The organism is uncultured Campylobacter sp. (genome assembly GCF_938002845.1).
GTDB lineage: Bacteria > Campylobacterota > Campylobacteria > Campylobacterales > Campylobacteraceae > Campylobacter_B.
In genome coordinates, this window is sequence record NZ_CALKZP010000038.1 from 40,400 (window position 1) to 63,192 (window position 22,793).

Annotated in this window: 18 protein-coding genes; 5 read left to right on the forward strand and 13 right to left on the reverse strand. The window is 42.8% G+C overall.

All coding sequences use genetic code 11. The features are described from left to right. Positions 1-831 carry a hypothetical protein gene (locus Q0224_RS05640; RefSeq protein ID WP_297949786.1) on the forward strand — a complete coding sequence of 277 codons (831 nt, stop codon included), beginning with the start codon at positions 1-3 and terminating at the stop codon, positions 829-831. A 205-nt stretch (positions 832-1,036) separates the two neighbouring features. On the opposite strand, the gene Q0224_RS05645 is transcribed toward Q0224_RS05640, so the two are convergent. Further along, positions 1,037-1,777, reverse strand: a complete 741-nt coding sequence (locus Q0224_RS05645; protein WP_297949787.1) for a hypothetical protein — start codon at positions 1,775-1,777, stop codon at positions 1,037-1,039. Positions 1,778-1,865: 88 nt separating this feature from the next. Here Q0224_RS05645 and efp point away from each other — a divergent pair, with 88 nt between their 5' ends. After that, positions 1,866-2,432 carry an elongation factor P gene (efp, locus tag Q0224_RS05650; protein ID WP_297901281.1) on the forward strand — a complete coding sequence of 189 codons (567 nt, stop codon included), beginning with the start codon at positions 1,866-1,868 and terminating at the stop codon, positions 2,430-2,432. Positions 2,433-2,706: 274 nt separating this feature from the next. Here the strand turns inward: efp and Q0224_RS05655 are convergent, their stop codons facing one another. From Q0224_RS05655 to Q0224_RS05705, 11 genes are all read right to left on the reverse strand, one after another. Beyond that, positions 2,707-2,940, reverse strand: a complete 234-nt coding sequence (locus Q0224_RS05655) for a SelT/SelW/SelH family (seleno)protein (protein WP_291940039.1) — start codon at positions 2,938-2,940, stop codon at positions 2,707-2,709. A gap of 153 nt (positions 2,941-3,093) precedes the next feature. After that, complete coding sequence (locus tag Q0224_RS05660; RefSeq protein WP_297949788.1) at positions 3,094-3,804, reverse strand: metallophosphoesterase; 711 nt, start codon at positions 3,802-3,804, stop codon at positions 3,094-3,096. 366 nt (positions 3,805-4,170) lie between these two features. Then, on the reverse strand, positions 4,171-5,223 hold the full coding sequence (locus Q0224_RS05665) for a GDSL-type esterase/lipase family protein (RefSeq protein WP_297949789.1): 1,053 nt from the start codon (positions 5,221-5,223) through the stop codon (positions 4,171-4,173). Then, positions 5,216-6,526: a DUF459 domain-containing protein gene (locus Q0224_RS05670; RefSeq protein ID WP_297949790.1), complete on the reverse strand. Its 1,311-nt coding sequence runs from the start codon at positions 6,524-6,526 to the stop codon at positions 5,216-5,218. The genes Q0224_RS05665 and Q0224_RS05670 overlap by 8 nt, the downstream gene beginning before the upstream one ends. Beyond that, complete coding sequence (locus Q0224_RS05675) at positions 6,527-8,086, reverse strand: MBOAT family O-acyltransferase (RefSeq protein WP_297949791.1); 1,560 nt, start codon at positions 8,084-8,086, stop codon at positions 6,527-6,529. It abuts the gene before it with no gap. Positions 8,087-9,483: 1,397 nt separating this feature from the next. Next, on the reverse strand, positions 9,484-11,766 hold the full coding sequence (gene metE / locus Q0224_RS05680; protein WP_297949792.1) for a 5-methyltetrahydropteroyltriglutamate--homocysteine S-methyltransferase: 2,283 nt from the start codon (positions 11,764-11,766) through the stop codon (positions 9,484-9,486). Between the two features lie 355 nt (positions 11,767-12,121). Next, on the reverse strand, positions 12,122-12,706 hold the full coding sequence (locus Q0224_RS05685) for a hypothetical protein (RefSeq protein WP_297949793.1): 585 nt from the start codon (positions 12,704-12,706) through the stop codon (positions 12,122-12,124). 161 nt (positions 12,707-12,867) lie between these two features. Beyond that, entirely contained in the window at positions 12,868-15,027 is a 2,160-nt protein-coding gene (locus tag Q0224_RS05690) for an STT3 domain-containing protein (protein ID WP_297949794.1), read from the reverse strand. 530 nt (positions 15,028-15,557) lie between these two features. Beyond that, positions 15,558-15,932, reverse strand: coding sequence for a hypothetical protein (locus Q0224_RS05695; protein ID WP_297949795.1), 375 nt, complete (start codon positions 15,930-15,932; stop codon positions 15,558-15,560). 154 nt (positions 15,933-16,086) lie between these two features. Then, positions 16,087-17,079, reverse strand: a complete 993-nt coding sequence (locus Q0224_RS05700; protein ID WP_366939505.1) for a Bcr/CflA family efflux MFS transporter — start codon at positions 17,077-17,079, stop codon at positions 16,087-16,089. Continuing rightward, positions 17,001-17,258 (reverse strand): hypothetical protein, encoded by a 258-nt coding sequence (locus Q0224_RS05705; RefSeq protein WP_297949796.1) that lies wholly within the window; start codon positions 17,256-17,258, stop codon positions 17,001-17,003. The genes Q0224_RS05700 and Q0224_RS05705 overlap by 79 nt, the downstream gene beginning before the upstream one ends. 472 nt (positions 17,259-17,730) lie before the next feature. On the opposite strand from Q0224_RS05705, the gene Q0224_RS05710 reads away from it, so the two are divergent. After that, on the forward strand, positions 17,731-19,707 hold the full coding sequence (locus Q0224_RS05710; protein WP_297949797.1) for an ATP-binding protein: 1,977 nt from the start codon (positions 17,731-17,733) through the stop codon (positions 19,705-19,707). A gap of 12 nt (positions 19,708-19,719) precedes the next feature. Beyond that, the gene (locus Q0224_RS05715; protein ID WP_297949798.1) at positions 19,720-20,772 is read left to right on the forward strand and encodes a DNA adenine methylase; all 1,053 of its coding nucleotides are present in this window, start codon (positions 19,720-19,722) and stop codon (positions 20,770-20,772) included. 133 nt (positions 20,773-20,905) lie between these two features. Here Q0224_RS05715 and Q0224_RS05720 read toward each other — a convergent pair whose 3' ends face one another. Continuing rightward, the gene (locus Q0224_RS05720) at positions 20,906-22,117 is read right to left on the reverse strand and encodes a saccharopine dehydrogenase family protein (protein WP_297949800.1); all 1,212 of its coding nucleotides are present in this window, start codon (positions 22,115-22,117) and stop codon (positions 20,906-20,908) included. An 83-nt stretch (positions 22,118-22,200) separates the two neighbouring features. Here Q0224_RS05720 and Q0224_RS05725 point away from each other — a divergent pair, with 83 nt between their 5' ends. Further along, positions 22,201-22,767 carry a hypothetical protein gene (locus Q0224_RS05725; protein WP_297949802.1) on the forward strand — a complete coding sequence of 189 codons (567 nt, stop codon included), beginning with the start codon at positions 22,201-22,203 and terminating at the stop codon, positions 22,765-22,767. Positions 22,768-22,793: the final 26 nt, after the last annotated feature.

Below are 22,793 nucleotides of genomic sequence, written 5' to 3' on the forward strand. Positions count from 1 at the left end.
ATGAAAAATAGGGTCTTGGCAGTATCGTTAGGCGTGCTTTTGAGCTTAAGCTTAGCAGGATGCGATAGGGGAGAAATAGAGGATATTCAAACGGAGGATTTTTATGCCGCCAATCCGGATAAAGCAAAAAGCGTCTCCGAGGCGTGCGCCCTAGCCGATCTATCCAAAGAATCGGCAGAGATTTACGACAACTGCGAACGAGCCGCGATGGCGTATTTTAAAATCTTCTATAAAAATATGATGCAAGCGGCATCAAGGCAAGAAGTAAAGGCGCAAGATGAAAAACAAAAAGCTATGTGCGAACGCAAAGAGGTGCGAAATACGGAATTCGACGTGGAATGCTTTTTGTTTCTAGCCGCCACGGGTTTGCCGATAAACTCTACAGCGCCTAAAAATAGGCTGACTTATCTACTGGAGGAATGCAGAAATGATACAATCAGCCCGAAATGTAGGCTTTTAAGAAAAGAGGCGAAATTTTTCACTGAAGGCTCTAGAATGAGCAAAGAAGAGGTCTACGAGGCATTATCGAAAAAATTGCAAATCGTGATAAAAGACTATATTAATTTTTACGTATCGCAAGGTAGATTCGATGACAATCCAAACAAGATAACAAGCATGAGGGTCGAGCAGATAGCTCCAAACTCGATTAGCATAGGCACGACGAGCTATGTCAGCTGCTTTACTATAACCGCAATCGATACGGGCAAAAACGCTAGTTTGGAGATACGAAAAGGCGCAAGCCAAAATGACGAATTCTGCATGCAAACATATAAACTACCCGAAGTTGCAAAAATTCTAAATGAAAACGGCGGCGTTATTAGGCTTAGATAGCAAAATTTTATATTTTCAAATTTGACGGCAAAGCTTCAAGAGCTTAATTTTAAAGTTAAATTCCGCCGCTTGAAATTTTAAAGCGACGGAATTTTGTAAAATTTCAGCTCGCACGGGCGGCTGTGCTGCGCGCGACTTGCGCTACCGCGAGCAAACTCGCGCTGTTCGCACACAAACCTCGCGCCCTAAATCCCGTAAATTTAGACTATTTTTTCACCTTGATCACGTATGGCACCGATTTGATCACTCCTTTGGAAAACAGCGTCTTGGTGTCCGCATACACGGCGTCAAGCTCGGCCTTTGAGACGTCCGCATCGCTTACCTGCACGTCTTTGTTATAGTATTTCTCGATCACGTCGATCGCGCCCTTTTGATCGCTCGGCGAGAGGGCTTTCAGCTGCTTTAAAATCAGCGCCGATTTGATAAACGCGCTCTTGCCGTGCACCGGCGCAAAGATCAATTTTACATTGCTATTGCGAAGATGCTTCGTGATCCTTTTCATCTCCTCGGCGCAATACGGGCACTCCGGATCACCCACGATGTAGGTCATATAGGGGTTGTTTTTATCAAACGACTCGATATAGGCGAATCTCGCGGGATTTATGCTCTTTAGCAGCTCAAGCGCGGCGGCGTTCCTGTCGTCCTTTAAAATTTGAGTTCTCATCTTAAATAGCGCCGCATCCGCCGCATCCGCGAACTTGGGCTCCTCGGTCACTGCCACTAAGCTTTTGGCGTCGTCGCTAGCCAAAAACGCCTCTTTTTTCTCGCCCGAGCGGACGATCAGCAAATTTAGCCCGTTTAGCGAGTTTAGCTTGTCGATCGAGATGAGCTGAGCGTTTTTATCATTTAGACTTTGCTTTAGGTTTTTTACGAACTCCGCTTCGTTCGCATTCGCGCCAAGCGCAAAAGCCGCACACGTAGCCAAAACGTAGATGATTTTTTTCATAGCTTCCCTCCCCTTAAAATTTCGCCAATTATATCAATTTAAAATAAAATTTGTTATAATCGCGCCCTATCAATTTAAGGAGAAATTTATGGCTTATTCAATGGGCGATCTAAAAAAAGGTCTAAAAATCGAGGTGGACGGAATTCCGTTTAAAATCATAGAATACCAACACGTAAAACCGGGCAAAGGGCCAGCTTTCGTGCGCGTTAAAATAAAATCTTTCATCGATGGCAAGGTGCTTGAAAAGACCTTCCACGCCGGCGATAAATGCGAAGCTCCGAATCTTGAGGAAAAAGAGATGCAGTATCTCTACGACGACGGCGAGGCGTGTCAGTTCATGGATACTGATAGTTACGAACAGATCGCGATTAGCGACGAGGACGTGGGCGAGGCGAAAAAATGGATGCTAGATGGTATGATGGTAAATATAATGTTTTACAACGGCAAAGCGATCGGCGTGGATGTGCCGCAGGTGGTGGAGCTTAAAATCGTAGAAACTGCGCCAAATTTCCGCGGCGATACGCAGGGCAGCAACAAAAAGCCCGCCACGCTTGAGACCGGCGCCGTGGTACAGATCCCATTTCACGTGCTCGAAGGCGAGGTCATCCGCGTAGATACCGTCCGCGGCGAGTATATCGAAAAAGCAAACAAATAACTTCTCTATTTTTGCGAAATTTTAATTTCGCAAAAATTCCTCTTTCTTTTAAAATTTATAAACTCCGTATGATAAATTTAAACCGCATCGGTTGCGTAAATTTTGATTAAAATAGCTTTTTAAATTTGCCGAGGTGCGGGATTATTCAGTCTAAATTTTGCGTAACGCCGATTTGGCAAATTTAGGATGATTTTACGATTAAATTTACGGATATGAAATTTGAGTATAAAAAACGTCCGAAAGCAAATCTTACGACTCGCTTTCGGGCTTTGAGCTAGGCTGCAACTTTAATTAGATTTAAAATTTCACCTTCACTTGGAAAACGAGGCTTAGCAAAATCTTTATTGAAGAAAAGCTTTCTGCCGTCAACTTCTACTAGAAAGTCTCCGCTGCCACCAGGGACCAACTCGACAACTGCATCCTTATAGACGCTTGTTATTTCATCTCTCACACGGAGAGCTTGCGGTCTATAAGATCAAGAATTACAATAAGTAATTACAACCTTCATCTTTATTCCTTTCTAAAAAAGTGCCACATTCTAGCAGAACTAGCTTAAATTTTAATATAAAAGTTGGGGTTCCGCGCGCCTCAGCATTTAAAAATTTATGAGCGAAATTTCGTCGTTTGCAAAGCCCTAAATTTCGCTGCTGTGAGCCCAAGGCTAGTCCTCAAATTTTAAAATTTCATCGTAGCAGAGATAAAAATCGCAGCCGTGCGTATGGAATTTCTTATCGCCGTGGAAGTGCCCGAAATACCACCGCTCAGGCCTTACGAGCTCAAAGATTCTCTCCAAATACTCAGACGTTTTATCGGGAGTGCTTTTGCCGCACCAAAGGTATTCTTTTAAAAATTTCATCGCAAACCACGGCGCAGTGTGGCTTAGCACCGCATCGATCCGCCCGCCCGTAGCGATGAAATCGCGCGCATTTCGTATCGCACAAGCAAACTCCTCCTCGCTCGGAATTTCGCGCGCCCACCAGCTAAGCCCCGGTATCCGATGCACCTTATCGACGCTAAGCGCGCCACCGAAGCACAAAAAATGTCGCCCTGCAATCTCGTAAATTTCGCCGCGCCGCAGCCAAAAAATATTCTCGCCGCCCACGCCCACGGTGCCGCCGAATTTTCGCTCGCGCGGCAGCTCATCCAACATATCGAAATTTTCGTGATTGCCGTCGATAAAAAGAAGCGTAGCGGGGAAATATCTTTCTATATTTTTGCGCGCCATAAACTCATCTATCCGCTCGCTCCAAAATAGCCCGAAATCTCCGAGCACGATGACGAAATCATCGGCGCTAAGCCCGCCCGCAAAGGCCTTGTTCGTTATTTTGCCGATCTCGTTTATGCCGTGCGTATCGCCGCAAAGATATATCATCTGCCTCTCCTTTTTTTGCTTTCTTAAATTTAACTCACCGCGCTTTGCCGCAGCCCATGCGAATAGAAATTTTAAGCGCTAAATTTTACGCGGTGCACGCCGCACGACCCTCTGTGCTCCGATCCGCAACCACGCAAATTTAATCCAAATCACAAGCGTAAATTTAGGCGAGGTATTTTAAAAAACGCAGGCATCAAGCCTGTTGCCACGTAAATTTAAAGCCGCAGCTTCCGATTTAAATTTCGCGGCGCAGATCTAAGCGGCGAAATCCGAGCAGGCGTAGCTTTGCTTACTGCCGCTAAATTTTAAATTTAGCGACGAACTTTGTAAATTTTACGGCGAGCCGCGTAAATTTAAAGACTAAATTTAAAGTCTGCCTCGCAATTTCGTCGCCAGCGCTGCGCCAATTTTTTCGTAGCCCTCTTTTTGCAAGTGGATTTCGTCAGGGCGAATCAGCCCGCGCTCGCGCCAGCCACGCCAGCCACCATCCTCGTCCATAAGACCGGCTATGTCGTAAAACATCGCCCCTTCGTCTCGCGCTAGATGCGCTAGCACCTCCGCAGCGCGTGAGGCGTTTGGCACTTTAGGGCTTCGCGGCGGCGCTACGAGCAAGATTTTTACACCAGGAGCTGCGGAGCGGACGGAGCGAAGCAGCCCACGGACGCTTTGGTAGAATTTTTGCTCGTCAAATTTCGGATCCATCGCATCGTTTGTGCCGTAAGCGATGACTACGAGATCGTATCTAAGTCCCGAAAAATCCCTACCAAAGGCATCTGCACCCCATTTTTCGTAGAGGTTGCTAAACGCGCCGTTGCTCGCGCAAGAGTCTGCAAAGCGCGCGTTTTTGCGGTAAATTTTATATCCTCCAAGTTCTGCTCCGTCACGCAGCGATCGAATTTCGATCGGAAATCTAAGTCGCAGCTTAGAATACTCCCATTTCTGCGGCACTTCTTGCGAAATATACGCGCTTAGCCCACTTGCATCGCGTACGCGAAAAATCTCGCCGCCCTGATCCGATTTATGTAAAATTTCGACGTAAAAATCGCCGCTAAGCTGCTTTAGCTCCAGTCGCACATTAGCGCCCTTTTTGCCGGTAGCGATCACTCCGCATAGTGGGAAATCGGGGTCTTGCTCGGTGCGGGATGAGATTACATTAAAGCCGCTTTGCTTAAATTCTATATTTTCGCTTTTGTGATATTTAGGCATCATTGCAGGCACGAAGCCGACGCTGTTTTGCACGAAAAAACCATGTCTGAAAGCATCTATCAGCGCGTCGCTTCCTAAATGCGAATCGCCAAAAAATTTCACTCCAAAGCCCGCAGAGCTTTTTGCGTTTGCGGAATTTATGCCGCGAACGCCTGCGTTTGCCGCGCATCCGCCTAATAATGCAGCAAATAAAATCACTATAAATTTACTCAACTTCAATCCTTGATAAAATTTCTTTCGCTACCGCTTCGCAACCCTCTTTGCTCATATGAATGCCGTCGTCTTGGCGCACGCGCACGAGCTTGGAGCCGCTTTGCAGATAGGTTTTATAGACGCCTTTTTCGCACACCAGCGGGGTTGTTTGCATAAAATACCCGCCAAGCGCCATACTAGCGTCGGCATATATTTGATTTAGCAGCTGCGTTTTCTCCTCAAAATCCGGCTTTTGCATACACGGCATCGCTAGCCACAGCACTCCCGCGCCGTGCGAGTGCGCCGTATCGTAGATCTCGCGCACTCTTGAGGCGTAAAACTCTCGCCAGCGCGGCGTTTTAATGCCATAAGTTTTACCCCCTGCGCGGTACTCCCAGACGTCGTTGGCGCCCAGCAGCACGACTACGAGCTTAACGCCGCCGTTTTCGCGAAGCGCGGTATCGAGCGTCTTTTGCCAGTCAAAGGATTTCTTACTCGCAAGCCCCGTAGATTGCTTGCTAAGATCGATCACCCTCAGGCTTCGCTTCGGGAAAAATTTCTTAGCATTCATCCCCACGTATTGCATCAGGCTATCGCCCATAAAAAGCACCTCATCGCCTGCATTTAGACGGATTTTGCCATCGTCGCTAAGCGAAATTTTAGCATCGATCTCCGCGGAGCTTTGCACCGTTAAATTCTGCTCCAAGGCCTGCGTAGCAGGGAGTTGAGAATCGAAATTTTCGCCGCTTTGCAAGGTTGCGCTTGCCGTGACGGGATTTTGCGACGCAGAGGAGCTGTGCGGCACAGAGCTTGTTGTAGTCTGGCTTTGTGACACGGAATTTTGCGAAGTAGAATTTTGAGGGATGGAATTTTGTGCGTAAGGCTCCTGCACCGAATGGCGCGTCTTTAAATGATGCGTAGAATTATTTAAGGCATAATTCTTCGCGGCATGGGCTTGCGGCTTGCTACCTTGCGGTTTAACGCTTTGCGAAGTATCGTGATCTCGCACCCTCGTACTTTGCAAAGCTTGATTTTCCGCCATACGATCTTGCGCAGGTTTTTTAAAATTTTTGCTTCCGCCATGCGGACTTGCGTCCTCATCCTTGCTAATATCCTCGCCTTTGATACGCTGCTCAAGCTTATCTGCGCCATTTGCAATCTTTTCGTAGATCTCTCCGCCTACGCGAAACGGCGAGCGGCGCAGCCATTCTTCCAGCCCAAAATCATCGTGAAATCTCTGCTCCAAATAATAAAGCAGCGAGCCTTGCATAAAAAATGCCGAGAAAAACAGCGCAAAAAGCAGAGTCGAAACAAACCTAAGCATCTAAAATCCTGCGTAGATGAAATTTGGAATTCCGCTTGGCATCAGCGCAAAAATCAGCGTAAAAATCACGCCGAGCGCGAGAGCTTTAGGCAAAAATGGCAGCTCGGCAAAAAGCGCGATCAAAGTATCTTTAAGAGCTGAAATTTTAGGATAAACAAAAATCCCAGCTAAAATCCCCGCAAGCGCCGCTAACTCGCTAATATCTCCAAAAGCTCGTGCGCGGGTAAAAGCACTCAAAATCGCCACCGCATCCGGCAAGGAATTGGCGAAAAAAATCCAAGCGAAACTTACAAAAATATAGGTGCAAAATAGCGCCAAATGCGGATTTAGCGGCTTTACGCCCACTTTGGCAAGACATTTTAAAAATACAAGCGCTGCTCCGTGCAAAAGCCCCCAAATCAAAAAATTTAATCCCGCGCCGTGCCAAATGCCTGAGAGCGCAAACGCGATTAGCAAATTTACGCAGGTGCGCGTAAAACCCCTGCGCGAGCCACCAAGCGGGATATAAATATAATCGCGTATAAACGTGGATAAGCTGATATGCCAGCGATCCCAAAACTCGCCTAAATTCTTAGCTGCATAAGGCATATTAAAATTCTGTGGCAGCTTAAAGCCCATAGCAAGCCCAAGCGCACGTGCCATATCGATAAAACCGCTAAAATTCGTATAAAGCACCACGCCATAAAGCAGCAGTGCGGCTAGAATTTGCGCCGCGGAGGACTCAGGCTCATCGCCGTAAACGCCTGAAATCACATCGCTATAATACGCGCCCAAATAGCCGCTAATAAGCAGCAGCTTAACTAAGGCAAAAATTATAAGCACATAAATTTCATCGGCATTGCCAAAGTGCTTGAAGCGATCAAACTGTGGCAGCACTGGCTCTACGCCCTTGGCAGCGCTAGCGCGCCCGATAGGACCCATCACGACGCTGGGGAAAAATGCTAAAAAGCACGCCAAGCTCAAAAAGCCCTGCTCGCCGCATTCGCGCCTATAAACCGAGACGAAATAGGTGATCGACATAAAAACATAATATGAAATTCCAAGCGGAAACGCCACACTATCGACGGCACCTAGGTGCAGCGCAGCAAGCGCGGCATTGAAAAGCTCCCTGACGTAGCCGTAATATTTGAAAAACGCGAGAAAAAATAAGCCACCAGCAACCGCCGTAAGCATCACTGCACGCGCCTTCGTAGTGGGTAATGGGAGTTGCCTCGCTAACCCCGCTTTTTGCACCTGCTTTGCTATGCCAGCTTGTTTTGTTGCGCTCATCTGCTTGGCTGCCGCTTTACGCGATAGCTTTTTCTTGCGCGAAGACTGCTTTGCGGGTGGTATGGCTTTCGCGACTACGCGATTAGCGTGCGCGATACACACCCCTGCAAAATATACGAAAGCACTATAGGCTGCAAGCACTAGCGCAAAGCGCGGATTTACGGAGCACATAAAGCCGTAGCTTGCTAACAGGATCAGGATTTTTTGCGCGAAAATATGATTTTTGAGCGTCCAATAAACGATTAAAAACGCTAAAAAAGCAAGGACAAACTCGGGCGAAAAAAATGTCATTCAATCTTTCCAATTTAAATTTTTAAAGCTCTTGCGGCTTTTAGACGCTTACAACGCGAGATTTTATGCGCAGGTGCGGCATTACGCTGTTAAATGCGCGAATAAATTTAGCGTCCAAATCCTTAGATTCACGGACAGCTTGCATGCAAGCTCTTGCCGCGTGAGCAAAATTCCGCCACAATGGCAAAATTTGAAACGCAAATGAGGGCTCGATGCACGAATAAAATTTTTAAACGCGCTGAGCGCTTTGCCATCAAATTCCCACGAAACCTCGCAAACGCAGTCTCGCAGATTCTACCCGCAGGATTTAAAAATAAGCGCCTTGGAATCATGCCATAATTAGACGCGCGCGATGCTGCTAAAATCCTACAAAATAAAATCTAAAAGCCTAAATTTTGCAGCGATGATAAAATTCCGCCCGTTAAAATCTATCGCGCGAAATTACTAAGTAAATCTCACTTTAAAGCGTGATAGAAACCATCTAAAAGCTGCGCCTTATGAGCCAAAATCATAGCTTTTAATTTTTACTGCAAATTGCAGATCTGCGCCGCCATAAAGGCTCTTTTAATTTTATGGTAACGCAAACGCGCCTTGCGCTAGCCTCGCTCGTTCTTTCTTACAAAAAACACAAGTTAAAATCAATGAGTTCCGCGTCGTAAAATTTTGGCTCTAGACTCGAATTTTAGCACAACAGCGCAAATTCGAGCTCACTAGGCAAAATTAGTCGTAAATTTATGCGCTACATAGATTTTAGTCTGAGCTGAAATTTAACCTAGCAGAGCCGAATCTTGCTTCGCAATCTAACCATTCTAACGAGATAATGTAAATTTTAATTTGCAATTTAAAATTTCTAGCGCAAAGATACCGGCTTTGGCTCGTGTTTTGAAATTCTAATTTAGCGGCGCGAACAGTTCATGAAACGCCGCGTAAAATTGCAAATTTCAGTGTTTTTTATTAGGCTGACGAGGTTTGTGCGCGCAAGAGCTGATTGCTAAAATTTTAAAATTTATCACTTGCCCCAGCCCGCCTTCAGGGCAATCGCGATAAAATTTACGCTCCGTATCTCAATCAAACGAGCAGTTGCGATGAAATTCTAAGCTAGCAGTCGAGATGAAATTTTACGTCGCATTTTAAAAAGATCCCGCGCATGCCCAACTGAGAAATCCGTAAATCTCGCGCAAAATTTCACATCGCCGTATTACTTAGCAGCTATCAAATATACTTGCCAAGCAGACGCGTAGAAATCTCTCACCGCCCTTTCATGCTCGTTCGAAGTAAATTTCGCACAGATATTTTAACGGTCCATGCTCGAAATAAACGCTCTACATAATTCTATCGCAAAACGGGACTGCCGGGTGGACTTTTACCCGACAGCAAAGTCTTTTTCTTCGCGGAATTTACCCCTCTGTGCGGATGATTCTTACCGCTTCGACCATATTTTTTAAGCTCGGCTCCACTTCTTCCCATTTGCGCGTTTTTAAGCCGCAGTCCGGGTTGATCCACAGCTGCTCTTTCGGAAGCACTTCAAGTAGCGCGCGGATCTGGCTTACGAGCTCATGCACGCTAGGAATTCGCGGGCTGTGGATGTCGTAAACGCCGGGACCGACCTCCTGCTTGTAGCCGACCGATCTAAAAATTTTAAGCAGCTCGTTGCCGCTGCGAGCGGTCTCGATGCTGATTACGTCGGCGTCCATCGCCTCGATCGTTTTGATGATGTCGTTAAATTCCGAATAGCACATATGCGTGTGGATCTGCGTCTGCGCCTTGGCTGCGCTAACGGCGAGCTTAAAAGCGTTTACGGCAAATTTTTCATACGCAGGGATATTTTCCACGCGTAGCGGATAGCCCTCTTTAAACGCCGCCTCATCCACTTGAATGATCTTAATGCCCGCGTCTTGCAGATCCGAAATTTCATCAAAAATCGCGAGCGCAAGCTGTTTTACGATCTGCTCGCGAGGCTTATCGTCGCGCACGAAGCTCCAGTTCATAATCGTAACCGGGCCCGTTAGCATGCCTTTCATAATCTTTTTAGTGCGGCTTTGAGCGTATTTGATCCACTCCACGGTCATAGGTTTTGGGCGGCTCACATCGCCGAAAAGTAGCGGTGGCTTCACGCAGCGACTGCCGTAGCTCTGCACCCAGCCGTTGGCGCTAAACGCGTATCCGCTCATCTGCTCGCCGAAATACTCGACCATATCGTTACGCTCGGGCTCGCCGTGAACCAGCACATCTAGACCGATCTCGTCTTGAAATTTGACGCAATCGTCGATATAGGCTTTGATCTGCTTCTCATAATCCTCGCGCGCTAAAAGTCCCTTTTTGTAGGCATTGCGAACCTGGCGAAGCTCGGCAGTCTGTGGGAATGAGCCGATCGTAGTGGTAGGTAAAATTCCATATCCAAGCTCTTTTTTCTGCACCTTGATGCGATCCTCGTAGCGGTCGGTGCGCTCAAGTTTGCTTAGCGAGTTCACGCGAGCAGAGACCTTTTCGTCGTGGATTAGCGGCGAGCTAGCGCGAGTTTTGGCGGATTTTTGATTCTGCTCGTAAGCTTTCATGCCGTGCTCGCACATCGGAATTTCAAAGAACAGATGGGTTAAAATCGAAATTTCGCTTAGTTTTTCGACCGCGAAGCTTAACCAGGATTTGATCTCCGGATTTAGCCTGTCCTCGTATTTTAGCGTGAAAGGCACATGCAAAAGCGAGCAGGATGTGCCAACGTAGATGCGCTCCTTTGGCACGTAAGCTTCGATGGCTCTGAGCTGAGCGAGCTTTTTATCGATGTCGCTCTTCCAGATATTGCGCCCGTCGATCACGCCCGCGAAAAGCACGGTCTTGGCGTCTTTTAAAATTTGAAGCTCTTTTTTGATATTCTCTTCGCTTGCGTAAACGAAATCAAGCCCGATCGCCCATACATCGGTCTTTACTATCTCGCGCACAGCCTCGGTCGCATGCTCGAAATAGGTCATAAAGATGATTTTTACGTTGCTTGCGACCTTGCTTAGGCGCTGATAAATCGGCACAATCTTTGGCGCTAACTCAGCCGCGCGATCTGTCACGAAGATCGGCTCGTCGATCTGAACCACGACTTCGCTATCAAGCTCGCTAAGAAGCTTTAGCAATCCCTCGTATTTCGCGACAAGGGCATCTAAATGCGCGAGTGGATCGCTTTTGTCGCTTGATTTGCTAAGCGCAAGATAGGTGATAGGTCCAATTAAATTTATCTTTAGCGCGCAGGAATCCTTAAAATCATTATTTTTCGCGGCCTTGTACTCGCTTAAAATTTTACTAGGATTTAGGCTAAATTCCGTATACGCAGAGATCTCAGGCACGATATAGTGGTAGTTTGTGTTAAACCACTTCGTCATCTCCATCGCGACTGCGTCTTTACTGCCGCGCGCCATCGCAAAATACTGCTCGTGCGCCGAAAGAGCCGCGAAGCGCTGCGGAATCACGCCGAAAAGCACACTGGTATCGAGCATCAGATCGTAGTATGAAAAGTCGTTTACGCTAATGAAGCCGCTCCAAGCATCCAGCTGATATTTGATGTGACGATCTTTTAGCTCTGCAGCAACCCGCTCTAGCGCGTTATAATCGCACTTGCCCGCCCAATAGCTCTCCAAAGCCTTCTTTAACTCGCGCTGCTCTCCGATACGCGGAAAGCCCGTAACGTAACTCTTCATCTCTATCCTTTAAGTAAAATTTTGGTATGAAAATATTGATTTTATCTAAAATTTCTTTTGACGTCATTAAAATTTTAACCTAATCTCTAAAATGAACGAAATTTTATCCAAAAGCACAGGAGTGGAATTTCGCCGATAAAGCTCGAGATGGAATTTTATTGACGAAATTCTATGAGTTAAAATTTGATGATGGAATTTGAAGACGTTAAATTCATCAATAATTTAAACCTCGTCGCAAGATTCTACTAAAACTTAGTAAAGCCTTGCGACGAAGCCAACCGCACCCGATACACCGCAAAACCACTGAGCATCAAGGCTCTATGAAAGCAGCGCAACGCCTCAAATATGAAAATTCTTAGAATTTATAATTATATCCTGCGTAAACGCCGTATTTTTTACCGTCGTTATCTTCGATATAATCGCCGTCTTTGTACCACGCCTTGCTTGCTTTAAAGCCCATTTCAATCTCGCTATTGGAGCCAAACTCATACGCGGTACCTATCTTGCCGCCCAAAATAAAGCCGCCCAGTGTATCGTCCGCTCTAACCCAGCGACCATTGCTATAGTCTATTTTAACTTCGGTATCTAGCACCGAAAGCCCAGCGTAAGCGCCTAGGACGAGCTTAAATCTGCCGAAAAGCTCCGGCGTAAAATCCGCACCGGCTACGAAATCGTGCGTGCTCCATTTAACCTTTCTTTTCGAATTGGCATTCGAGCTAGAATCCTCGCCCTTAAATCCGTAAAAATATCCACCGTAAGCTCTAAACGTGCCGAAGTCATATCCGGCTTTAACGCCGATTTGCGGCTGTCCGTCATCAAAACCCGCAGCTTGGTTTTTGAAATTGTATCCGCCTTCGCCACCTATGAAAAGCCCCTCCGCCATCGCGCTTACTGCAGCTAAAGAACTAAGAAGCGCCACTTTTGCAACTAAATTTCTCATATCTACTCCTTTTGGTGAAATTTCAACCTCTATGTTAGCGTTAGCTTATAAAACGTGGTCTAAATTTAAAGTAAATATAACACCCGACAAATAGGAGGATATTCAACACAACAAGAAATACTAGGCCTTGCAATTCTATACCTCTTATTATATATCTAAGCTTACTTTAGCAATCTATAGATCCTCGCAGAATCGGTTAAAGAAACCGGCTCGAATAGCTCTTTGTCGTAATTTTCCAGTACAAAAAGCTGAATAAACGTCGAGTTAAAGACCCTTTTATCCAAAACTAAAATCCTTTGATAGTCTGGCAAAAATATAACGAACAAATCGGAGCTTTCATCTACCTGCTTTGATAATTTAACGAGTTTGCCGTCTACTTCGCCTACATGATAGTAGGAGTTAATACTCATTTTTTCACCGTCATGAATCAGATATTCCGGATCAGCGCTAGGTAATGTGCATTCACTGCCCACTATTATGCTCACTCCGTCTTCACCCATCCTAATGTCATATCCTACATAAGCTAATGGTGTATAAAACTCCTCGCCCGTAGTTATATCTATAGCGGAAAATTTTAAAATATTTGGAAGCATATCCAACATACGCGGTACGAAGTAATAATACACCTCTCTGGTTTTTTGAGGAAGCTTGAAATTTTTATTTTCCAGGGATTTTAAAAATTTATTGATATCGGGCTCATTATAATCCTTTTGCATTTGAAGCAAGCTCGAGCTAAAATTTTCATTCATACGCCTTTCGATATATTCGACATTTAGCCTCGCCATATTAGCCGAGCTTATCTGATCTTTATTAAAAGAAAACGCCGTTAAAAATGCGTAATCTCCAAACTGCCTGCCTCCAGGATCTGCCACCACTTTTACGTCGGCATAATATCTGATCAAATACCCGTAGTCCCACCACGAGACCACATAATCCTCTCTGTCTACTTTACTTTTCAGCTCGGCAAGCGGGGCCACGGCGCCCCTCATAAGCACGGGCGCGACACGAAATTTATAAATATAATCTAGACTTGGTAGCAGCGCCAAGCAAGTCAGCACAATTAGCATAGAATTTCTAAGCCAAACTCGTATCTCAAAATAATTTAAAGTAAAATATAGAAAATAAGCAAAGCCAAAAGCAATTATCGGCGTGATATACATCGTAAATCTAACTCCGCCGAAAAATGCCAAAAATCCAAGTAATAGCATCGGCAAAGCCAAAATAAACGAGCGAAATTTAATAAACATAAAAATTAAGCCGGCCATAGCGCATATAAATATAAAAATATTTCCGCTAGAATAGCCCATAAATTTCATAAAATCCGTATTGGCTACTTCGTTGATTGTGCTTCCGACCCCATAGAAATAAAAAGCACCCGATACTTTACCTACGCTCTTGCCGACGTATGCTCTCATTTTACTCAAGATAGGATCAAGCCCACCGAAATATATAAACAAAGCAACTACCAAAACACCCAATATCCAAAGAATTTTCTTGTTTTGAGAGCTTGGAATTTTAATCATTAAAAAATATAACGACGCGATAAGCACGATTCTAAGCAATAAAATATAATTTACTATTATCGTATAGTCGCCATAGTATGTTTTAAAATTTATCACCGCTACCGCCATAAGAATCGTAGCTTTGTAATTTATCTCATTTCGTCTATCAAATATCAAAGTGTAAAATAAAAACATGCCCATTATGGCTAAATTTAACGAATACGAGCTTGGATACCACCAGCTATAAAGCGCCATAAAGACCGCGGGCAAGATTAAATTTAGTTGCGAGCCGTTTTGAGTGAGTCTGATTAGAGCCCAGATTGTCAGCATGGGCAGGACGATATTTAACATATCGCTATCGAAATAACCGCCTAACGTCCTCATATAATATCCCGGTAATATGGTGGCAAGTAGTGCCGCGATGATGCCGGCGCCCAGGATCTTATACTCTCTTGCTATCAAAATAATCGGTACGGCCACCAGCGGCGCGAAAAACACGCTCATATAGATCGTAATGCTATTTAGGCTGACGGGTAAAATTTTACTAAGTAAAAATGCTAGAGTTGGGATCGACGCGCCGTACGGGCTAAGATCGCCCGGCTGGTGAAAGCCCGCTATCATATCGCGCGCGCCCTCGGCATTCGCAAAGGCGTCGTTTGTTGTCATAATGAGCTCGCCGCCAAAAGAAAACTGCTCGATCCCGCTAGCCCAATATATCCAAAAAAACCTGCACGCCACGCCGAATATATAAACCAGCGTCATGATCAGAAAAATATCCATGCGTGGGCATTCACCGTTTGTAATTCTAAATTTTTGCATTTTTTTCCTTGATTTGCCGTTTGAAATACCGAGCGGCAGGGTTAAAATTTGCCTCTACAAATTTTACTCGCTTTATCGCGCCCACGTTACGTTTTTAACGACATTGTTTAATTTGCGTTTATTATAGCAGAATTTATCGATATTAAAAGCAAAATTTTAAAAACAACCGAAGTCAAGCCGTTTAGAATTTAAATTTGTGATATGTGATTTTGGCGACCATCAAAAAATACGATATGTAAAGATAGAGATTAAGATGTAAACTAAATATCCAATATAAGGCAGATACAAAACAACACTAAGCCAATAAACATGCGTATATCTAGCATATTATAAATTCCATCTTCTGGGTGCGGAATGAACAAATATAGGACAATAAACATAACGAACGCTTTAAAAAAATATATAACAATGTTTTATTCATAGGCATATATTTAGCGATCTATGCTATGGCTAAATAGCAGAAACAACCGGTCGTTGCAAGAAACTTGCGCCGAGCCGGTGGATTTTTGTGGTTTAGACGAAATTCTCGCCTAATACGCGTCGCACATAAACTTACAGACGGTTTTCGTGCGCAGATTAAGTATGATCGAGCTTAGGCATCTGCCGTCCTTATTACCGCTTAGCAAGCGCACGACATCGCCCTCTTTCCACTGCGTGCTATCGCCCTCGATCGTTCTGTAATGCGCGCCGTTAATGACAAGCGATTCGCCGCCTTTTAGAGTTTTGTCGATCTTTAGGTCGCTTGCGATCTGGCTTAGATCGCCTTTTAGGGCATTTGCGATTAGTTTTTCCTCAGCCTGCTCATGCGTCTTCATCGAGCTTTTGGCAAAGTCCGGCATCTGCAAAGTTTCGGTCTGAGCCGAAGCAAACACAGCGAGCACGCAAGCGGCGTAAATTAGTTTCATATTTTCTCCTTGGTTTTTTCAAAATTTCGGCGATTATAGCAAAGTTTACTTAAAAATTTCGGTCTAAATTTAGCTAGAGTTTAAATTTAAGAAAGCGCCCGTCTGTTTAAAACAGAGCCGGACTCGATGGCAAATTATAAAATTTCGCCGCAATTTAAAATTTACTTATTAAATATGCAGCAAGCGCGCTTAGCCAAACAAACAGCGCTATGATCCAAAACATCACTCGCGGCGTACCCGCGGAAAATGCCGCAAGCATCGCCGAGGAGAGGATGTCGCTGCCGTATTGCAGCGAGCCGATGAGCGCAGCGACCGAGCCCTTCATCTCCTGCGGCACGCTATCAAGAGCGGCGGCATTGGAGCAAGAAGCGATGATGCCGTTCATGCTAAAAACGAAAAACATCGGGATTATCACGCTAAGAACGCCGCCAGTTTTGAAAAACGCAAACGCAAACAGCACGCTGGCAGCAAGCGCGGCAACGAGAGTGGAGACTATGAGTAGACGGTTTAGCGCATAGCGCTTTACCAGATTTTTGTTTACGAAACTTAGCGCCATGACGCCCACGATGTTTATGCCGAATAAAAATCCGTAGTATTTGCTAGGAATGCCGAAATAATCGATATATACAAACGATGAGCCCGTGATAAAGGCATAGGCGGCTACATAGAAAAACGTCACGCTAAGAGTGTAGCGCATAAATTTGGCGTCTTGCAATAATCTTAGATAGTTTCTAAAAGATGATACGATGGGCTTTGTGGAGCGCTTTTGCAGCGGCAAGGTCTCCGGTAGAGAAAAAATCATTGCAAACATAATCGCGCTAGCTAGCGCCATCAGCCAAAATATCCCGTGCCAAGAGCCGAACTCCAGTATCGCGCCGCCCAATAACGGACCCACTATCGGCGCTATCGCCATGATGATAACTAGCGTAGAGAGCATCTGTGCGGCCTGCGAGCTACCGAAAAGATCGCTAATCATCGCCCTGCTTAGCATCGGTCCTACGCACGCACCCACGGCCTGAAACACGCGCCAGAACACTACGCTAGTCATAGTGTCCGACATCGCGCATCCTACTGATCCGATCGCAAAGAGCGCCATACCGATAAAAAGCGGGATTTTACGCCCGATCCTATCGCTGATAGGCCCCATACGAGCTGTGCGATAGCAAAGCCGATCAAAAAGCCCGTTATCGTGAGCTCCGCATCGCCATGCAACTGTCGCTCCATCGTAGGCATAGCGGGCAGATATACGTCCGTAGATAGCGATGTACATGCCATGAGCGCGCTTAGTACGACTAAAAAAGATAGTGAAGTTCTTGAAGAGTTCAAATTTTTCCTTTTGTTGTTATTTGAGTGGGCGCGGGGTTTGCGCGACTAGATTTAAATTTGCCCAAATTTACCGTGTGAATTTTGTGTGATTATAGCTAAAATTTAAATGCCTTCAGTACAGAAGCTTGGAGTAAATTTAATGTAAAATTTTTGGCATAAATTTAATACAAGCGGGGTAAAAATTCTACTTAGTTTTGCTTGGGTTTTTTCAAGAAACCTTCATCAAGGTAAACTAAATTTTGCGACAAATTATGTAACCGAACAAATTTAAATACAAGATTATAAGGTATAGTATTTTTCGCTTAAGCAATACTTCCTCATTTTTTCATAAAAAATTTCTCATTTTTAACCTTACTTTGTAAACACAAAGCAACAAGGCAATATTGCTAAATTTTCTTACAAAATTTGAGTTTTTAAATATTTTTTAAAAAAATATTTTGATAGAATAGGGCAGAAAACATAAGGATTGTACATGAAAGTAAATATAGCTCAGGCCATTAAGAGAATCAAGAAAAGTCCAGATTTTTTCAGACCGCTTTACGAAAGCATTATAAACTCAATACAGGCTGACGCCGATATTATAAAAATAAAATTTCAGCTAGAAGAGCATGGCGGCGAAGGATCCATTTATAATATAGTCAGCTATAGTATCGAAGATAATGGGCATGGGTTCACCGACGAAGATGCGGACGCCTTTTTAACATTGTATACTGAAAGAAATGCTGACAAGGGAGCTCTTGGTAGCGGAAGAATATTATGTTTAAAAGTATTTGACGATATATTCATAACAAGTCAAACTAAAAACAACGGGCAAGAACTCGGGAAAGAAACAAAAATAAATTTTAACGTTAATTTTAATTATAATTCAATAGATGAACTTGCTAGAGAAGAAAAAAGTAGCGATAAAAGTTATACTATAACAGAGTACAAAAATTTAAAACAGGCTTATCAAAACAAAGAATTTAACTTAGACCAAATAAAAGAAAATATTTTTACAGAACTGCTTCCGTTATTTATAGAGTACAGCACGAATGATAAAAATTTGACTATTTTTATAGATGATCAGGAGTGGATAAACAAAAAGCTCATAAGCAACAAGATGCTATCCTATAATTTTAAAGAAAAAGTATTTAGCGTTTCTTCTAACGATAGTAGTATAACAAAGGTTTTTAAGCTTTATTACAGAATAGAAAATGATGATGCAAGAAAAAATATGCAATTTTATGCAGCTGCCTATAGAAAAATTAAAGATTTCCCGAATGATACTAAAGTTAGTGATGATTTACCAGGCAGGCCTTCTATTATTTTTTGTTTGACTTCTGATTATTTTAAGGAAATAGTTGACGACTCTAGAGAAGATTTTATAGTTTTTTTTAATCAAAATAACCCAACAGAAGAAGCGCCTATTACTATGCCGTCTATAAATTTGAAATTACGAGAGACAATTAGAGCTATAATTGTAGATAAATTTCCTAATATAATGGATGATTTTAATTTAAAAAAAGAAGAAGTTATTAATCAAAATCCTTATTTAGCTAGGTATGTAAAAGATATGGATGATTTTACTAAAAGTATAGATGATATAAAAAAGGATGCTGAAAAATTATTTGAAAATTCATCCAAAAAAGTTAAAGAGGAAGTCAAAAAATTTTCTGAAAATATTTTAAAAACAAGAAATTTTCAAAAAGATAAATATATAGAAATAACAAAAGATTTTACAGAAACTGGGCAAGAGCAACTGGCACACTACTTTGCCTATCGTCAGGTGATCATAGAGATGCTTAAGAATATTTATCAAACAAACACAAGCAAAGATTCGGAGAAACTTTTTTCCGAGGGCGACATACATGATCTAATAATGCCTAGGAAAACAAGTAATCACAATAATATGGAAAATGTTGCACAAAATAATTTTTGGTTATTCGATGACAAATTTATGACTTTTAACTTTGCCGCAAGCGACAATACTATGGAAAAAATTAGAGAAGAATTGGCTATGGATTTAGGAGAAGTACCACAAGGGTATGAACTAGATAGACCAGATTTGCTTATTTTATATTCAGACGATGAAACATCAATTAGCTCAAAAGATGTGGTAATTATAGAATTAAAAAGGATAGGCTTAAATGAATATGATAGGAGCAAGGCCTTGGATCAATTGGCAACATATGCTGATGTTTTTAGAAGAATTATGGTTAATCAAATAAAAGACGTTTTTGTATATTCGTTTTTTGAATTTGATACAAAATTTGAAGATTTACTACGAAGAAGAGGCTACCAACCTAATATATTAAGCGGCGGGGAACATAGATTACATTATTACTATTCATATATCCCCTCAGTCCAAGCCTATATAAACGTATTATCTTTTGACAGTGTCGTTTTTACAGCAGATAAGAGGAATAGACTCTTCCTGGACATATTAACTGGAAATATAAGAAATTCGTAAAAAGGTTGTTTATTGAACTATATAGGTGCCAAGAATAAACTTCTACCGTTCATCGAAAAAATAATATTAGAAAATATAGATGACAGCTGTAGAGTATTTTGCGATATATTCTCTGGAACAGGTGTGGTTGGTTTAAATTTTAAGAAATTAGGTTTTAAGATAATAGCCAATGATTTACAGTATTATTCATATGTTTTAAATAGGCATTTTATAGGAAATCATAAAAAGCCAGAGTTTAAAGAATTAGTAAATTTTTTAAAAATAAAAGATAAAAATAATATTCTAAAAGAAGTATTTCGTTTTTTTAATACTTTACAACCGATTCATGGCTTTATTGCAGAAAATTATTCACCAGCCGGCAAGGATGGCAGGATGTATTTTACAGAACAAAATGCGAAAAAGTGTGATGCAATAAGAACCAAAATAGAGTTTTTAAAAAAAAACAAAGTAATCACAATTGATGAATATTTTTTTCTCATCTCATCCTTATTAGAAAGCATAGATAAGTATTCTAATTCGGTTTCAGTATATGGAGCATATTTAAAAAAATTTAAAAAGACAGCTTTATTAGAATTTTATTTTAGGCCAAGCAAACTATATATTAACCATCAAGAACACGAAATATATAATCAAGATGCAAACGATTTAATAAAAAGAATTAGTACAGACGTGCTCTATCTAGACCCTCCGTATAATCGCAGACAATACTATACAAATTATCATATACTAGAAACAATTGCCAAATATGATAATCCAGTGATTTATGGAAAAACTGGATTGCGACTAGAAAATGACAAAAGATCAAAATATTGTCTTGTAAATACAGCATATAATGAATTTAAAAATTTGATTGAAAATGCTAATTCAAAATATATATTTATGAGCTACAATAACGAAGGAATAATACCTATACAAGCAATAAGGGGAGTTTTTGAAAAAAAAGGAAGGCTAAAAGAATTTACTATTTCTTATTCTAGGTATAAATCCGACTCCAAAAGAAAATATTCATCTAATAAAACAGTAGAGTATCTATTTTGCTGTACTTGCAATACATACTGCATCTAGTATTATTAAAAATTTTTCACGAAATTAGAGTTTGTGGCAAATTTTACCTTGCGAATGAGGCGGACTGTATGTCCCGTAGCAGTGAAGCAAGGTAAAATTTAACAAAGTATAGCGGAAAAAGACAAGCCTAAATTTAGACTTCGTATCTTTCTCCTGGCTTCATTTCGATTATCTCCCACGGCAAGCCTTGCTTATTTAGTTCATCCATGAAAGGCTTGGCGTCGAAATTTTCCATGTTAAAGACGCCTTTTCCGCTCCAGATGCCCTTTGCGACCATCATCGAGCCGATCATCGCAGGCACGCCCGTCGTGTAGCTCACCGCCTGCGCGCCCGTCTCGGCGTAGCAAGCCTCGTGGTCGCAGACGTTATAGATATAGACTTGGCGCTCTTTGCCGTCTTTGAGCCCGCGGATCACGCATCCGATGTTGGTTTTGCCCTTCGTGCGAGGACCGAGGCTCGCAGGATCAGGCAGTAGCGTCTTTAGAAACTGTATCGGAACGATTTTCACGCCGTTATGCTCGACCTCGTCGATGCGAAGCATGCCGACGTTTTCTAGGCACTTCATGTGAGTTAGGTAGCTTTGTCCAAAGGTCATGAAAAAGCGGATTCGTTTTAGCCCTTTGATGTTTTTTACTAAGCTTTCTAGCTCCTCGTGGTAGAGTAGATAGCTGTCCTTGACGCCCACTTTCGGATAGTCCCATTTGAACGAAATCTGCATCGGCTCGGTCTCTTTCCACTCGCCGCGCTCCCAGTAGCGGCCCTTTGCGCTCACTTCGCGCAGGTTGATTTCAGGGTTAAAATTCGTCGCAAACGGATAGCCGTGATCGCCCGCGTTGCAGTCTAAGATGTCGATCTCGCCGATCTCGTCAAATAAATTTTGCTGTGCGTAGGCGCAAAATACGTTAGTCACGCCCGGATCAAAGCCGCTTCCCAGCAGCGCCATCGTGTTTGCGGCTTTAAACTCGCCGTCCTTCGCCCATTGTAGTTTGTATTCAAATTTGGCGGTGTCGGGGTGCTCGTAGTTTGCGGTGTCGATGTAAGGTATGCCGGCGCGAGAGCACGCTTCCATCAGCGTTAGGTCCTGGTACGGCAGCGCGACGTTTAGCAGTAGCTCGGCGCCCTTTTTTTTGATTAAATTTACGACCGCATCGGTGTCGTCCGCGTCGATCTGGGCGGTATCGATCTGCACGCCAAGGCGGTCTTTGATAAACTTAGCGATCGCGTCGCACTTGCTTTTGGTGCGGCTTGCTAATGTGATTTTTGTAAAAACGTCCGCGTTCATCGCACATTTTACGGTCGCGACTTGGCTCACGCCGCCCGCACCTATGATTAAGATATTTGACATTTGGGCTCCTTTAAATTTTAATGATTTTAGCAAATTTAAGATGAATTTTAAGAGACGGGGTGCTATTAATTATAAAGTTGGCTATGGCCAGCACAAAGTCTAACAAGAAAGACAAAAAGCAGATAGCACTAACACAGATAAGTAGCATATCGATTGCCGGCGGCAGAAAATTAAATTTACCTCTTAAAGAATATTTAAAGTGGATGAAAAGAGGAGGACGACCTTTTTTTGAAGGAGTGATCATCGATGATCTATTTAGTTTTATTAGAAACCTCTTATTGCACTTTCCTATTTTTGACACATGGGATGAAGTCTATATAAACAAAAGTCTTGCCACTTGGGATAAGGCTGGGCGAATAAATAAATTTCTCACCAAGGCAAAAGAATATAAAATTGATGATAAATCAGAGGTCAAATATAGAATATGGGAGGTAAAAAAGAAAAAAATGACTTATTTTTCTGTTAAATTTCCCAGTGAATACAATGAAATAACAAATATTTATCTGAAAGATATAATCACAGAAGAGATGGGTATGAAATTTTGCATGGCGCTAATGAGGCAGATAATTAATACTCAAATCGAAAATCCAGAAGAAAACATAAAAATAATGTCACAAGTTTATTTGCCAAGAAATAATAATGATTTATGAGGCAATACTGAACAAAATTTGCTTTT

Bases quoted from the DNA above. Each gene is read 5' to 3' on its own strand.
- Q0224_RS05640 (WP_297949786.1), top strand. From the start codon at position 1: ATGAAAAATAGGGTCTTGGCAGTATCGTTAGGCGTGCTTTTGAGCTTA.
- Q0224_RS05660 (WP_297949788.1), bottom strand. From the start codon at position 3,804: ATGATATATCTTTGCGGCGATACGCACGGCATAAACGAGATCGGCAAA.
- Q0224_RS05720 (WP_297949800.1), bottom strand. From the start codon at position 22,117: ATGTCAAATATCTTAATCATAGGTGCGGGCGGCGTGAGCCAAGTCGCG.
- metE (WP_297949792.1), bottom strand. From the start codon at position 11,766: ATGAAGAGTTACGTTACGGGCTTTCCGCGTATCGGAGAGCAGCGCGAG.
- Q0224_RS05685 (WP_297949793.1), bottom strand. From the start codon at position 12,706: ATGAGAAATTTAGTTGCAAAAGTGGCGCTTCTTAGTTCTTTAGCTGCA.
- efp (WP_297901281.1), top strand. From the start codon at position 1,866: ATGGCTTATTCAATGGGCGATCTAAAAAAAGGTCTAAAAATCGAGGTG.
- Q0224_RS05690 (WP_297949794.1), bottom strand. From the start codon at position 15,027: ATGCAAAAATTTAGAATTACAAACGGTGAATGCCCACGCATGGATATT.
- Q0224_RS05670 (WP_297949790.1), bottom strand. From the start codon at position 6,526: ATGCTTAGGTTTGTTTCGACTCTGCTTTTTGCGCTGTTTTTCTCGGCA.
- Q0224_RS05725 (WP_297949802.1), top strand. From the start codon at position 22,201: ATGGCCAGCACAAAGTCTAACAAGAAAGACAAAAAGCAGATAGCACTA.
- Q0224_RS05645 (WP_297949787.1), bottom strand. From the start codon at position 1,777: ATGAAAAAAATCATCTACGTTTTGGCTACGTGTGCGGCTTTTGCGCTT.
- Q0224_RS05710 (WP_297949797.1), top strand. From the start codon at position 17,731: ATGAAAGTAAATATAGCTCAGGCCATTAAGAGAATCAAGAAAAGTCCA.
- Q0224_RS05675 (WP_297949791.1), bottom strand. From the start codon at position 8,086: ATGACATTTTTTTCGCCCGAGTTTGTCCTTGCTTTTTTAGCGTTTTTA.
- Q0224_RS05700 (WP_366939505.1), bottom strand. From the start codon at position 17,079: ATGGGGCCTATCAGCGATAGGATCGGGCGTAAAATCCCGCTTTTTATC.
- Q0224_RS05695 (WP_297949795.1), bottom strand. From the start codon at position 15,932: ATGAAACTAATTTACGCCGCTTGCGTGCTCGCTGTGTTTGCTTCGGCT.